This is a genomic window from Pirellulales bacterium (assembly GCA_036499395.1).
GTDB lineage: Bacteria > Planctomycetota > Planctomycetia > Pirellulales > JACPPG01 > JACPPG01.
This window is the reverse complement of the sequence record DASYDW010000134.1, coordinates 49,647-63,594: the sequence shown is the minus strand read 5'-3', so window position 1 is coordinate 63,594 and position 13,948 is coordinate 49,647. Positions and strand designations below refer to the sequence as shown.

Genomic DNA, 13,948 nt, shown 5'->3' with positions numbered 1-13,948 from the left:
CGAGTTTCTGACGACACCTGTTACGGCACGATTTTCGATCCGCGGCAGCTTAGGCGGGCAGATCGTAAAAACCCTTGTTCGCGGCAGCCAACTCGGTCAGCATCGGGGTCGGCTGATAACGCTCGCCCAATCCGGCAAACGGCTTCAGCAGTTCGACGATCTTCGGCAGACCGATCGTGTCGGCCCAGAACAGCAAGCCCCCCTTGAACGGCGGAAAGCCGGTCCCGAAGATCAGTCCGAGGTCGACGTCCTGCGGCGCTGCGACTTTCTTCTCAGCCAGGATGCGAGTTGCTTCCAGGATCATCGGCAAGAACAAGCGGTGAATGATCTGCTCGTCCGACAGCTTCTGCGGCTTGCCGACGTGCGGGCCGATGATGTCAGCCAAACTGGGATCGGGCGAACCATGTCCCCCCTTACCCTTGTAAGCGAAGAAGCCGACGCCCGCCTTTTGTCCGATGCGGCCAGCTTTGACCATCGCTTCCAGAATCGGCGATTCCACAACGCGAGTCGGGAACGCCTCGTGCATCACCTTGCCGGCGTGGTAGCACGTATCGAGACCGACGACGTCGTATAGCGTGATCGGCCCCATCGGCATGCCGAAGGACTTGGCCGCTTTTTCGATGGCCTTGATCTCAACTCCCTCGCGCAACAGCTCGAGCGCCTCGGTCATGTACGGCAGCAAGAGGCGATTCACCAGGAAGCCAGGACCGTCGTTCACAACGATCGGCGACTTGCCAATCGCCTTGGCATAGGCCACGGCCGTGGCGATCGTCTCGTCGTTGGTTTTCGCGCCGCGGATCACCTCGACCAGCGGCATCTGCCGTACCGGGTTGAAGAAGTGGATCCCGCAGAAACGCTCGGGGTGCTTCAGCTTTTCGGCTAGGCGCGTGATCGAGATGGCCGAAGTGTTCGACGCCAGGATGGCCCCGTCTTTCAACTTCGGCTCGAGCCGGGCGTACAGTTCTTGCTTGGCCTCGGGCTTTTCGATGATCGCTTCGATCACCAGGTCGCACGCGGCAAACTCGCTGTCGGTCGACGTCGCGTTGACGAGCGGAGCGTACTTCACCATTTTCTGCGCGTCCGGTCCACGCACGGCCTTGTTGAAAGAAACTTCCTCCAAGACCTTTTGCACGCCGCCGGCCAAGGCCTTCGGCATGGCGTCAGTGATCGTTACGCCCATGTCGCGCTTCAAGCTCGCGGCAGCAATGCCGGCGCCCATGATGCCAGCCCCGATAATGCCCACCGATTGAATCGGCTTCGGCTTCACATTCGGGTTCGTAACGCCGGTCTCTTTCTTGTTGCGATCGGTCAAGAAGAAGATGTTCAGCAGCGAGCGATTGATCGGCGAACCGAACAGATCGGCAAAACCTTGTGCCTCGGCCTCGCTGGCCGCCTCGATATCACCGCCGGCCGAACCGATCATGACTTCGAGCGCCGCGATCGGGGCCGGATACTGCCCCTTGGTCTGCTGCTGGATAAAGGCATTCGCCGTTACGCCCAGGAACATTAACTCGGTCTCGTCTATCGGCAGCGGGCCGTCCCACACTTTCCGATCCGCGAGGTACTTCTGCGATTTGTTTTCAGCGCGGATCAAGTTGATCGCGGCTTCGCGCAGCTTCTCGCTGGGCACCACGTCCGAGACCAGGCCCAATTGAACGGCCGTCTTCGCGTCGACATTCTCGCCGCTCGAAACCATTTCGACCGCGTTCGACAAACCGAGCAAGCGTGGCGCACGGGCTGTACCGCCCCAGCCGGGATAGATCCCCAGCTTCACTTCGGGAAAACCCATCTGGGCCTTCGGGCTGGTCGACAAAATGCGACGATCGCACCACATCGACAATTCGGCGCCGCCACCGAAGCAGCCACCGTCGATCGCGGCGACCGTGACGCACGGAAACTGCGACAGGCGCTGAAACAGCTTACGGCCGCGCGTCGACAGTTCGACTTTTTGATCACGCGTGATATTTTTCGCCGCCAGAAACTCGCGCACGTCGGCGCCGAAGATAAAGATTCCCGGCTTCGCCGAATCAAGGATCAGACCCTTGAGGTCTTTCTTCTTTTCCAATTCATTGAGGTGCTTTTCCAGCTCCTCCAGCACAGGGCGAGAGAGGACGTTCGCCCCCTTGTCCGCCGCATCAAAGGTGAGAACAGCGATGTCCGGCTCGGCCATCGACAACTTGATATTGGACGCCTCGGGCATGGCGAATGATTCCTACGGTCTACTGGAGCGAAGATCGAGAGAGGAGTAAGCTGGCTAGCCCCCATCGAAAGCACTGGGGCCGGCACAGAGAAAAACCTTCCGCATGATAGATTTCTCTTTATAACACGGCCCAATAGCCGCGGCAGGGGCCGGCGCATTAAAAACTTTCAATACTAACTATTTATTTCTTGCGCATTTCGCGGCGGGCGTTTGGCTTGGTGTGGGGCGTCCGGCGAGCGGTTTCGGCCAGTTTCATGAGACCACCGGGACGCCTCGTCGGCCGACCATGACCGCCGGCGAATTCATCTGACAATGATCCCCTGCGATCCCCGTTTTCCACGAGTCGAGACGATGGCTGCAACGACCGGAATCGACGCACCCCGCCCGAGCGGCTCAGGCCTGCTGGCTTGGGGAGCGCTCGCCACGCTGTTCGTTGTCCCCGTGGTTTGCGAATCGCTCGCCCTGGAAGCCACGGGCTCGAATGACCGGTCCCCGGCCCTGGTATTGATGGCGCTCGTGGTCGCCGGCGCCGGCATGACCACGCTGGCCATTTATTGGCGCCGAATCGTCACCCGTCTCGGTAACGCCGGCCTGGCTACGATTGCCTCGATCGCGGGACTGCAGTTCCTGGTCTCTTACGCCTCGCGAATCGTCGGGTCACTGGCGGGAGCACTGCTCGGGCCGATGTACATTTTCGTCGATGGCCTGGGGAGCAAGGGACTGAGCTGCCTGTTCCTCGGCGTGCTCGTTACGATCTTGCCGCAGCCCGGGGCGCTTTCGTTAGCACTGCTGACGTTATTTACCTTGAATGTTTTGACCAGCGGACAGGTGGGGCTGATGGCGCTCGTGTTTCTCGCCGTCAGTATCGTGTTGCACGAAGGTTTGGCGGCGCTGTTGGGTGTTACGGTTGGCGACCAGGACAGCAGGCACTCGTCTGGCGCGCGCTGGTCGCTTGCTCTTCGTGCCGGCCTGGCAATCGGGCTGGCCAACGCGCTGTCGCTTTATGCACAGTACGCGCTTTACGAGGTGTTGTTGCGCCTCGATTACGCCCTGTGGTACAAGCTCTCGGTATCGATCATCACCGGCCTGATTTATGGCGGCATCGGCGCGGGCTGCGGCGTTCTCATCGGTTTGCGGTTGCGAAGGACCGCGCCATGACCTCGCCCGTCGTGCAAGAGCCGGCCGTTGTTGTCGAGGGACTCCGCTACCGCTTCGCCGAGCGGGAAGCCCCCTCATTGAGCGACATTACTTTTACGCTCGCCCCGGGTACGCTAAACGTCGTCGCCGGTCGCACGGGGTCGGGCAAGTCGACCTTGCTGCGGGCCTTGGCTGGCCTGATTCCTCATCACGCCGCCGGAGAAATGCTGGGCAGCGTGCAATTGTTCGGTCGCGACACGCGGTCGGCCGGCACGCACGAACTGGCCGCGACTGTCGGACTGGTGCTGCAATCCCCCGACGAGCAGCTTTGCACCACCTCTGTCGAAAGCGAGATGGCTTTCGGCCTGGCGAACCTCGGCCTTCCGGTGGAAGAAATCACCCATCGCACCGGTCACTGGCTTGATCGAATGCAGTTGGCAGCGAAATGCCACCAATCAACGACCACACTCTCGGGCGGGCAAAAACAACGGTTGCTGCTGGCTAGCGTCATGGCCATGGGAACCCGGTTGTTGCTGCTCGACGAACCACTCGCGCAACTCGATCCGCTCGGCGCCGCGGACTTGCTCGATCTGCTCGATGAACTGCGCCGCGACGGGCTAACAATTATCGTCGCCGAACACCGACTCGAAGATTTAATGTCCCGGGCTGATCGCATCCTGATCGTCGATCGTGGTCAAGTACTGGCCGATGGCATCGCACAAAATGCCGATATCCAGGAAGCACTAAAGTCCACCAGGCTCGTCGTCGACGCGCGGATCAACAAGCATTCAAACGCGAGCCATGCGGACATCGCGACGAAGAACCCACATCCGATCATTTCTGCGAGCAACCTGGCAGTACGGTTCTCGCGAAAACTGCCGCCGATCTGGCAGGGGCTCAATCTCGCGATTCAGCCGGGCGAGCGCGTCACGGTCGTCGGGCCGAATGGGTCAGGCAAAAGCACCCTGTTGCACGTCCTGGCCGGACTACAAAGGCGGTCCGAGGGGCGCATTGAAATGTCGGCCGGCGAACGCGGCATCGCGCCGGTCGCCCTGGTGCCGCAAAATCCCGACTTAACGTTGATCGCGCCGACCGTTGCCGACGAACTCAGCTTCGGCCCGCGCCGGTTTGGACTGTCGGTCGAAGAAGCAACGAGCCGCAGCCACGATGTCGCAGAACGACTTGGCATTGCTGAATTGCTTGACGAGCCCCCGTTGGCTCTCAGCCAGGGGCAGCGACTGCGCGTCGCCCTGGCGTCGGTCCTTACGATTCGTCCTCGGTTGCTTCTATTAGACGAACCGACCACGGGACAGGATCCGGGCGAAGTGCAACGGTTACTCGCCGTGCTCACAGAATCGGTCGCCAAGGGAGAAACCGGGGCGATACTGTTTTCGACGCACGACTTGCGCATCGCTGCGCAATTTGCGAGTCGCGTGCTGGTACTCGCGGACGGAAAAGTGCTGGCCGACGGTCCGACGTCCGTGTACCTGGCGGATGAGGCATTGCTTGAGCGTGCTCGGCTACGTCGCGGTACGCGGATGGCCTCGAACGGTTTACAAGCACACGCGCCAGAGTCAGAAAATATTGCTTCGCGCGCAGGTGCCCCATGAGTTACAGCGAAGTCCTGACATCCACCAGCGATACATGGCTCGCGCGACGCGATCCGCGGCTGAAGCTGGCCTGGCTCACGGCGATCTCGCTCGCGTCGGTGCTGGTCGATTCGACCACGGCGCTGTTGTTGCTGTGTGCCGCGACACTGATCGTAGCGCTGGCATTGGGCTGGTCCGCGCGGGCCTGGCTGTTCGTCGGCGGACTGCTGCTGACGGTCGTGTGGGGCACGATCCTGAGCCAGGCCATGTTTTACACCGTCGAACCGCGCACCCGGATCGTGACGCTCGTTCCTGAGTTTTCGGTCGGCCGGTTCTCGTTCGAGGGCTTGAGCCTGTATCGTGAAGGGTCCGCCTACGGCCTGTTGCAATCATCGCGCATCGTGGCCGTGATGCTCGCAGGCCTGTCGGTTTGCCTGTCGACCAGTCCCGAGCGATTGCTTGCCGCGCTCGCCTGGCTGCGTGTGCCGTCGGCCGTGAGCTTCATGACGGTCGCCGCATTGGGATTTCTTCCCACGATTGCCGACCAGTGGGGCACCGTACGACGCTCGGCGCGGTTGCGCGGCTATCGGCCGCGGCTGTGGCAACTGGGTACCGGTGTGTGGCATTCGTGGCGCACCGAGGCGGCGCTCCTGGTGCCGGTCATCGCCGCCGCCTTGCGCCGCGCGGCAACGCTGGCCACCTCGCTGACAACGCGCGGGTTCGACGCCGCACGGCCGCGAACAATCTATCCCGTATTAAGGATGAACAGCGGCGAGCAAGGTGCGCTGGTCCTCCTGTTCACGGGATGCCTGCTATTAGCAGCGCTCAAATCCGCCTATTGGCTCTCGGTCGCAGGCCTGGTGCGCATTCCCGCGCTGGCGACATGCTACGAGTTCGCGCGAAACTGGCTTTAAAGCCACGCACGACAAAAAAAAGATACCTGAAACCTTTTTCGCGCTAGCGGCGCTGCGCGGCATCAGGCCGGGCGGCCTGCTCGGCGCGGCCAGGTTGTTCGGCCCACCATTGCTTCCAGCCTTGCACCTGGTTGGCCAGCGGGGGCGGCGTTTGGCCGTCACCGACGTTGACGTCGCGGCCGACAATTTGTTCCAGGCTCGCGACCGCGGCAACTCGAACACTCAAGTCGTCGTCCAATCGACCGACCAGCGCGTCGAGGAACGCGATGTCCCGCAACTGCCCCATCGCGCAGACCGCCTGCCGGCGAGTTTCCACGTCCGCGTCGCCAGCCATACGCGTCAACGCAGCCGGACCCGAGGCGAAACCGTTGATCGCTAGCGTTCGTGCTGCTGCCACGCGCAACACAGCGTCGTCGTTGGTCAGCAACCGCTCGAGTGGCGCCGGATCGGTGACCATGCCAGCGGCGCCGAGTGCTTCGACGGCCGACAATGCCACCGTGCGATTGGGATCATCCAGCAGTCGCAGCAGAACCGTGGCGTGTGCCGGATCGGGGTGCATGGCCAAATGCCCACACGCCAGTCGCCGTACATCGGCCGCGGCGTGACTGGCCCCGACGTAGGCCATCCGCACGGCCGTCGCACTAGTGTCATCTTTGGTCGCACGCAGCAGATCGCGCCACACCAACGAATCGGTCTCGGCCATCGCGATCTCGGTCAGTTGTGCGACCGTCGAGGCGTCGAACGGCGTTTTCCCGGCGTTATCAGCCAGCTGATGCGCTGCTGTGCGCCGGGCCTGCACATCTTCGGCGACCAGTTGATTGAACAACTCGATGCGCGGGTCGGCACTATTTAGCACGGCATGGTTTGCCGCGAGCGCCGTCGGCGACGGTTGCGCGGCTGTCGCAACCTCGAGCGACGTGCCTCTGACCGCCGGCATCGGCACGGCCCACGGCTCGCCGGCCAATTGCGTCCGTTGCCAATTCTCGGAGAGGGCGTTCAATTGCTCGGCGCGGCTCTCGGGCGGTCCATCGCTATTGAATTCCAATGCCGGAGGCCAGCGTCGCGCCAACTGCTCAGCCGCCTGTTTGCGCGTTGCGAAGGGGGCTTCGTGCATGGCCGTGAGCAGTACGGGACCCGACTGCCCCAACGGCCAGCCTGCGACGGAATCGATCACTGCGCGGCGCACTTCGGCGCTACGATCAGCCAGCAGTTGCCGGGCGATCGTCGTGCCACGCTGCGTCGGGAAGTGCATAAGCGACTGTGCGACGCTGCGGCGGACTTGCCACGACGGATCGTTGGCCGACGCGAACACCGTCACGTCATCCCCGGCCGCCGAGAGTGCGAGGATCGCGCCAGCGCGAATCATCTCAGGCTCGTGGATCAGCAATCGTTGCAAATCCGTTTTGGCCTGCGGTTCTCCCAACTCGCCGAGCGCCCGAACGGCAGCCAGGCGGACATCAAGGTGAAAGTCGGCGAGCGCCGCTTCGGCGAATTCGAGCGCCTGCGGATGACGCCGCGCGGCAAGGCAAGCCAAGGCCGCGCCCCGCACGCGCGGGTTCGTATCTTTACGTAGCTCGAGGGCATGCTCCGGCAGGACACCGGTGCGGCTGATCGTGTAGGCGTACAGGCCGGCCTGGCGAACCTCGGCGTTCCTCGAGATCAGCGCCTCGGCAAAGTAGCGATTCGCCGAAGCATCGACGTGCCGCGCCAGGCCCCGCAACAGGTCGGCATGCAATTCGGGAGCGTAGCCATCGGCGTTTGGCTGGGAATAATCGTCGAGCAATTCGGCCAGCGCCGGTCCGGCAACCGCCCCGTCCTGTCCGGCGATTGCCTCGATGGCCGCGCGGCGTTGCGGCAGCCGCAGGTGTTCGTTGCGCACCGACTCGGTCAAGCAACGGTCGACCGTATCGTCGCCAGCCCGGGCCAGCAATATGGCCGCGTTGGTGACCGTGACGGGATCATCGTTGGTCAGTAGTTGAGCAAGGTCCGGGCGATCTTCCGGCGGCTGAGCCATCAGATTACGCAAGGCCGCGTGTTGCCAATGATAAGTAGGAGCCGGAGCATCGTCGGTCGTGGCGGCGGGTGCCCAACCGTCGTCCGCTAGCTCGGCCGGGGGAGGCAATTCGACGGCCGCGGGGCGTGCCGCGCTCGGCTCGTCGTGCGGCAGGCGGAATCCGTCATGTGCGGCGACTTGCGCCGCCAAGTCCGTCGGTGTTTCCAGCGTGCGGCAGCCACTCATGATGCACGAATGCGCCGCGGCCAGAAGGCCACAGAGAATCGCCGTGCTTGGCTGTCGACAAACGCCCATTACTGGCAAATCCTTTTGCCCGAAGTCAGGAAATCCATTTCCTCAAAAGGGATGCTCGCTCGTGCCTCATGCACGCACATCCCAACATTTACGCTATCGCTTTGTGGCCCTGGCTTGTTCGGTCGCTCCATCGGCGTCGGCCGGTTTATGACCGATGATGGTTTCCACGCCCGTGGCCAAGTCTTGCAGTTTGCGAATCTCGTCTTCGCTGAGCTTGTCTTCGCGTTTCTTTCGTTTCACGACGGCGATCATCTCGTCGATCTTGCCGACGACATCCATGAGCAGTTGCTTGTTATCGGCGGTCGCGGCACTCCCCAGGCCGCGCGACTGCACGTCGGGGGGACCGAGTACACCGCTGCGCAGGCAGGTTAAAAAGTACGCCTGCAGGTCGGGGGGCAGAACGTTTTGCGATTTGCCGACCGAGGCTTCTTCGGCAGGAACTGCCGGGTCCGCGGCAGCCACGGCGGCTGGCGGGGCTTTTTCGGCGACAGCCGGGGCATCGGCCGGGGGCGCGGCCCCATCGGCTGCAGGTTCTTCGGCCCCTTCTTCAACCGCGGGAGCCGCGATCGGCTGCGGGGCCGGCGTCAAACGCCCGACTTCCGCCGTCAACAGCGCGATCGTGCGTGCCACGGCGGGAATGTTCTTTTCCGGAAAGCTCTTCTTGTCGAGCGAACCCAGTGTACGAATCGCCTCGCAGCGATCGTCCAGCGGGGCGTCTTCGTCGGCGGCGAATTGGTTCAGCGCCGTGACGACGTCCACGTTGTTCGCCTCGGGCCAGCGACCAGCCAGCAGGCGCAACAGGTCCGACGCGCGACGGCGCGTGAAACTTTGCACCTCGGGCGTGATCCCGTCGGCTGGGGGATTTTTCAGCCAGGCCGCGAGAATCTGCACCAACTCCTTGCGATTTTCGGGCGTGATCGAGTTCTTCGTACAAACGATGTGCCGGGTCATGCCGGCAAACGCCGCCCACTGCAAATAGGCCGGGTACTTGTTGTCTTTGTTCTTCAGCACCGCGATCAAACGGGGAAGAGCTTCGGCATAAGGAACGACCCCGGCACCGCCAGCGTCGGCCCCTTCATCCGAGTTCAATTCGCCATAGGTCAGCAGAGCTGTGTACCGGGCAAATGGCGAATACTTCTGCCCCTTGCTGGCCTCGAACACTATGGGCAACAGCTTCGCCATGTCGCCGACGAGCTTAGTGTGCAGCGTCTTATCCGGGGCGCGCCAGAACCCCTTCATGTCGTTCTTCAGATCACGCCATTTCGTGTGCAACATGGCCCGATATTGCCACTGCGTCATCTCGGCGACAACCAGCTTGTAGTGGTTGTCGAACATCTTCTTGTCTTCTTCTCCCGCGGCTCCTTCGGGGAATCTCCCTTCGGCCATCAGCGCCGTCTTTTTGAGCTTCCATTCCTTGGGGTCGGGTTCGGCCTTGATCTCTTCGTAGTTGGGATTCTTCCCGCCCGTCACGGCCTTCTTCGGTGCGGGCGCTTTCGCCGCAACGGGCGCAGCGCGACCGGCTCCCAGCAGGCTGAGCACAGCCAGGGGAACGCACACCAGCCGGTAGTGACGAGAAATTGCTAGCATCTTGAAAGATCGTAATCCGCCGTAGCGGGCGCGACAACGTCCACGGCGACGCGCAAAACCGCTCGCTACTTTTTGCTGCAGTGTTTCAACGGCACGAGCAGAATTGCTGAAATGAGTCGCTCGAATGAGCTCGTGCGCGATGGTTCTTGAACTGTTGCATAGGGTCCTCTTCGACCGTCGACAAACCGGGCCCCCCCGGCCACGCATGGCGCCGACTTTCGTCCCCCTCAACAACAACTTCAGGCTACCACCGAAATGCGCGCGACGTCAAGTCGTTTCTCCTTGATACGCCAGCAGTTTACGTGCTTTTTGCCAGCCCTCCCAAGATTGGGGTGAAGCAGGGGCCCGCCGGCGATCAAAGCATGTTTGACAGCCGACTCGCGGCTCCCCTAAAGTTACCTTGGCAGCAAGCAATTCGGCGCCCCGAACAGCCAACACGGCCCCAAGATTCGGTCGAGGATCGCATGACGCTTCTCTACTACGATCCACGGTTTCTCGACCATCGCACCGGTGCGCATCCTGAACGCCCCCAAAGGCTTGAACAGATTGTCGCCCATCTGGCCCGGACGGGTTTGGACAGCCTCACGACGCGCCCGGCTTGGGAGCCGGTCACCGACGCGTCGCTGGGTCTGGTTCATTCGCTCGATTACGCGCGCGAGCTGGCCGCGTTCGCCCAGGCCGGCGGCGGGCATATCGAGAGCGACACGGTCGTATGCGCGCAAAGCTATGATGTCGCCCGACTGGCAGCAGGGGCAGCAACGGATGCGGTGCGACGCGTCGTTGCCGGCGAAGATCGGAACGCCCTCTGCCTCGTTCGCCCCCCCGGCCACCACGCGCTGGTCAACGCGCCGATGGGTTTTTGCCTGTTCAACAACATCGCCGTAGCGGCGGCGGTCGCCACGCGCGAGTTGGGCTTGGACCGGGTCCTGATCGTCGATTGGGACGTTCACCACGGCAACGGAACCCAGGATATGTTCTGGGAAGATCCGCGGGTGGGATTCTTCTCGATTCACCGCTGGCCGTTTTACCCCGGCACCGGCTGGAAGGATGAAACCGGCACGGGGGACGCGCTGGGAAGTACCCTGAATCTGCCCATTGAATTCGGCCTGTCGCGCAAAGAGTACATACGCTGCTTCGCCGATTCGCTCGACCGCTTCGCCACGCGTATACAGCCGCAACTGGTGCTGGTCAGCGCCGGCTTTGACAGTCATGCCGAAGACCCCGTCGGTTCGCTGGGCCTCGAAATCGAAGACTTCGAACCACTCACCGATGCCGTGCTGAACGTCGCTGACAGTTACGCCGACGGTCGGCTGGTCAGTGTCTTGGAGGGGGGATATAACCCCGGTATCCTGGCCGGCTGCGTGGAAGTCCACCTGCGACGGCTGCTGGGATCAGCGCATGTCGAATAGCGTTCCGTGTCTCGTCTCGATGTCTCGCACTGGCTCTCGACAGTCGCTTTACTGCGCTCGTCAATGACAAACGTGGCACGAATTTTTCGTAACGCCCCCCTCTCGCCTCTGGAAAAATCCTGTCATGAACGCCGACGCAAGCAAGCAGTTACTGGCCGATGTCGATGCCTATTGCCAGGAGCTGCGTCCCAGCGAGGAGCTGTGCTACGTCGAACATCGTTTCAATGATCAAACGATCGAGTTGGCGAAAAAATACAAGCTGCTAGGCATGCCGATCCCGGTCGAATACGGAGGGCGCGGCGCCGATTCGCTGACCTACGCCCGGGCCTTGGCGAGAATCGGGCGCGAGGGGACCGGCGTTCGCACGTTCTTCTCCGGACAGACCTCGATCGGCCAGTATCCGATCCTGCGATACGGCAACGTTGATCAGCACCGCCGTTATCTGGCTCCGTCGTCGCGTGGCGACATGATCCTGGCTTTCGGCCTAACTGAGCCTGACGCCGGCAGCAATCCGCTGGAAATGACCACGACCTATCGCCGCGACGGAAATCGATACCTGCTCAACGGCGTGAAGTACCTGATCTCGAACGGTGGTATCGCCAACGCCGTCGTGGCCTTTGGTTATCCGGAAGGGAAAACCGGCAAAGAGCGCCGCATGAGCGCGTTTGTCGTCGACACAGCAGGCGCCACGTTCGAGGCCGAGGACCTGCATGCCAAGCCTGGCATGTTCACGGCCAACACCGGCATGTTTCAGATGACCGATCATCCGGTGCCGGCCGAGAATCTATTGGGCGAAGAGGGAAACGGCTTCCGCATCGCAATGGGGACACTGGTCTCGGGCCGGTTAAGCGTGGCGGCCGGTTGCCTGGGGGTCATCGAAGACTGCCTTACCGAGGCGCTGGAGTACGCGCGGACGCGCGTGCAACATGGCAAGCCAATCGGTAAGCATCAACTGATACAGGAACACATCGCCCAGATCGAAATGGCCCGCGCCGCCAGTGACGCATTGGTCGAGCGTGCCGCCCTGGCAAAAGCCGCGAGCGATGCGGATTACAGTGACGCGGCCTTGGCATTGAAGGCTGACTTCCTGGTGGCCGAGGCGAAATTCTTCGCCACCAACGCTGCCTGGGAGGCGGCCGATCGGGCCGTGCAAATCTTTGGCGGTCGCGGCTGGTCCGAACTGTATCGCGTCGGACGTCATTTGCAGGACGTCCGCGTTTGCCGCATCTACGAAGGGACCGACGAGATCATGAAGTTGAAGATCGCGTCGGCACTATTAGGAAAAGATTTCGCCGCCTTCGGCTAATACCCTTTAGGCCGCAAGCGTACGCAATCGCCAGCCAGCGCGCCGCTATTCGCCGAGTTCTGTTCGGACTTGAGTCCAGGCGTGACGGATCACCTGATCCGCGGCAGCCTTGATCAGCCCGGGACTAAGGGCCGCGGCCAAACCTTTCAATTCTTCGATGCGAGCTTCCCAAGTGAGCTTCGACCCGGCGCCGTCCGGCGCGATGTTCAAGGTCGAAGCGACACGCATCGAAACCCCGATCCCTTCGGCCGCGACGTTCATCGTGGCCGACGTCGGCGGCTGCCGGTCGGCCAGCGAAATGAGCAGTCGCATCGTGCCGCGCAAAAACGAAAAGCCCGGCCGCACTACGGCCCGCAATGAATGATCGTCCACCCGCTCGGCCGACACGATGTCGGGCAGAATCTTCGTCATGCCGTCCAGATCAGTGAGCTGGGCATACAGCCGCTCGGGCGTGGCCTGAAAGTGCTCTTCACCACCGAACACAGCTTTGGGATTCGCCATTAGAGTCCGGCACGCCAGGGCATTCGTTTTCGAGAAATGTTCACAGCGAGCATTTTACGAACGTCGCACGACACCGCCTAGTCGGCCGCAAACCAAGTCGTGCGCGCGTTAGAGCAGGATCGTTCCGCGCGAGTAGAGCACGGCCTGCCCGGCGATTTCCACGCGCTCGCCGAGGTCTTTGCACCATAGTTCGCCGCCGCGCCGCGAGACTTGCAAGGCGTGCAATTCCGTTTTGCCCAACCGTTCGGCCCAATAGGGAACGAGCGTCGAATGGGCCGACCCGGTCACCGGGTCTTCGTCGATGCCGGCCTGCGGCGCGAAAAACCGCGACACGAAATCGATATTCTTGCCCGGCGCCGTAACGATCACGCCCAAGCTGGGCACTGTCTTAAGCAATGCCATATTCGGCACGAGCGCGCGCACCTCGTCTTCGTCGGCGAAGACGGCCAAGAAATCGCGCGATTTCAGCACCATCTGCGGCTGCCGACCCAATCCCTCGATGAGCCCCGCGGGCGGCGCGCAAGCAACAGGCCGCCGCGCGGGGAAATCCATCGCCAGCTTCTCGCCAGCCCGTTTCACCAACAGACGACCGCTGCGCGTCTCGAACGCCACTTCGTCGAGCCACGGCTCCAGGTGATCAAAGACCACGCGGGCCGACGCCAGTGTCGCATGACCACACAAGTCGACTTCGACCGCGGGCGTGAACCAGCGCAGGTCGTACACGCCCGGTTGGGCGCGGCGCAGGTAGGCGGTCTCCGACAGATTGTGCTCGGCGGCGATCGCTTGCAGCGTATCGTCCGGCAGCCACGTTTCGAGCGGGCAAACCGCCGCGGGATTGCCACCGAATACCTGCTCGGTAAAGGCATCGACTTGAAAGACAGGAATTGCCACGCGTCACCCTCGCTCGTGCATTGCAGCCGCATGAAACCTTATGCCGGCCTGCCCCGCACAGACAGCGATCCGCCAGCGAAAGTTCGCGCGCTTCGTCAAGCAATCG

At 62.3% G+C, this 13,948-nt stretch carries 10 protein-coding genes; 5 read left to right on the top strand and 5 right to left on the bottom strand.

What is annotated here, in order from left to right; translation table 11 throughout:
- Window positions 1-49: 49 nt before the first annotated feature.
- Entirely contained in the window at window positions 50-2,200 is a 2,151-nt protein-coding gene (locus tag VGN12_27770) for a 3-hydroxyacyl-CoA dehydrogenase NAD-binding domain-containing protein (protein HEY4313281.1), read from the bottom strand.
- Window positions 2,201-2,551: 351 nt separating this feature from the next.
- On the opposite strand from VGN12_27770, the gene VGN12_27765 reads away from it, so the two are divergent.
- The 3 genes from VGN12_27765 to VGN12_27755 are packed head-to-tail and all read left to right on the top strand — an operon-like array spanning window position 2,552 to window position 5,840.
- A complete protein-coding gene (locus VGN12_27765) occupies window positions 2,552-3,358 on the top strand; it encodes a hypothetical protein (GenBank protein ID HEY4313280.1) in 807 nt (268 codons plus the stop codon).
- A complete protein-coding gene (locus tag VGN12_27760; GenBank protein ID HEY4313279.1) occupies window positions 3,355-4,947 on the top strand; it encodes an ABC transporter ATP-binding protein in 1,593 nt (530 codons plus the stop codon). The genes VGN12_27765 and VGN12_27760 overlap by 4 nt, the downstream gene beginning before the upstream one ends.
- Window positions 4,944-5,840, top strand: a complete 897-nt coding sequence (locus VGN12_27755; protein ID HEY4313278.1) for an energy-coupling factor transporter transmembrane component T — start codon at window positions 4,944-4,946, stop codon at window positions 5,838-5,840. Before VGN12_27760 ends, VGN12_27755 begins: the two co-directional genes overlap by 4 nt.
- Window positions 5,841-5,883: 43 nt before the next feature.
- On the opposite strand, the gene VGN12_27750 is transcribed toward VGN12_27755, so the two are convergent.
- Together VGN12_27750 and VGN12_27745 are read right to left on the bottom strand one after the other, a co-directional pair.
- Window positions 5,884-8,148 (bottom strand): HEAT repeat domain-containing protein, encoded by a 2,265-nt coding sequence (locus tag VGN12_27750; protein ID HEY4313277.1) that lies wholly within the window; start codon window positions 8,146-8,148, stop codon window positions 5,884-5,886.
- A 93-nt stretch (window positions 8,149-8,241) separates the two neighbouring features.
- A complete protein-coding gene (locus tag VGN12_27745; protein ID HEY4313276.1) occupies window positions 8,242-9,735 on the bottom strand; it encodes a hypothetical protein in 1,494 nt (497 codons plus the stop codon).
- Between the two features lie 464 nt (window positions 9,736-10,199).
- On the opposite strand from VGN12_27745, the gene VGN12_27740 reads away from it, so the two are divergent.
- Complete coding sequence (locus VGN12_27740; GenBank protein HEY4313275.1) at window positions 10,200-11,144, top strand: histone deacetylase; 945 nt, start codon at window positions 10,200-10,202, stop codon at window positions 11,142-11,144.
- 124 nt (window positions 11,145-11,268) lie between these two features.
- Window positions 11,269-12,450, top strand: coding sequence for an acyl-CoA dehydrogenase family protein (locus VGN12_27735; protein HEY4313274.1), 1,182 nt, complete (start codon window positions 11,269-11,271; stop codon window positions 12,448-12,450).
- Window positions 12,451-12,495: 45 nt separating this feature from the next.
- On the opposite strand, the gene VGN12_27730 is transcribed toward VGN12_27735, so the two are convergent.
- Together VGN12_27730 and VGN12_27725 are read right to left on the bottom strand one after the other, a co-directional pair.
- A complete protein-coding gene (locus VGN12_27730; GenBank protein HEY4313273.1) occupies window positions 12,496-12,951 on the bottom strand; it encodes an SRPBCC domain-containing protein in 456 nt (151 codons plus the stop codon).
- A 108-nt stretch (window positions 12,952-13,059) separates the two neighbouring features.
- Window positions 13,060-13,842, bottom strand: coding sequence for a PhzF family phenazine biosynthesis protein (locus VGN12_27725; GenBank protein ID HEY4313272.1), 783 nt, complete (start codon window positions 13,840-13,842; stop codon window positions 13,060-13,062).
- Between the last annotated feature and the right edge of the window lie 106 nt (window positions 13,843-13,948).

Bases quoted from the DNA above. Each gene is read 5' to 3' on its own strand.
- VGN12_27770 (HEY4313281.1), bottom strand. From the start codon at position 2,200: ATGCCCGAGGCGTCCAATATCAAGTTGTCGATGGCCGAGCCGGACATC.
- VGN12_27750 (HEY4313277.1), bottom strand. From the start codon at position 8,148: ATGGGCGTTTGTCGACAGCCAAGCACGGCGATTCTCTGTGGCCTTCTG.
- VGN12_27765 (HEY4313280.1), top strand. From the start codon at position 2,552: ATGGCTGCAACGACCGGAATCGACGCACCCCGCCCGAGCGGCTCAGGC.
- VGN12_27740 (HEY4313275.1), top strand. From the start codon at position 10,200: ATGACGCTTCTCTACTACGATCCACGGTTTCTCGACCATCGCACCGGT.
- VGN12_27760 (HEY4313279.1), top strand. From the start codon at position 3,355: ATGACCTCGCCCGTCGTGCAAGAGCCGGCCGTTGTTGTCGAGGGACTC.
- VGN12_27735 (HEY4313274.1), top strand. From the start codon at position 11,269: ATGAACGCCGACGCAAGCAAGCAGTTACTGGCCGATGTCGATGCCTAT.
- VGN12_27730 (HEY4313273.1), bottom strand. From the start codon at position 12,951: ATGGCGAATCCCAAAGCTGTGTTCGGTGGTGAAGAGCACTTTCAGGCC.
- VGN12_27745 (HEY4313276.1), bottom strand. From the start codon at position 9,735: ATGCTAGCAATTTCTCGTCACTACCGGCTGGTGTGCGTTCCCCTGGCT.
- VGN12_27755 (HEY4313278.1), top strand. From the start codon at position 4,944: ATGAGTTACAGCGAAGTCCTGACATCCACCAGCGATACATGGCTCGCG.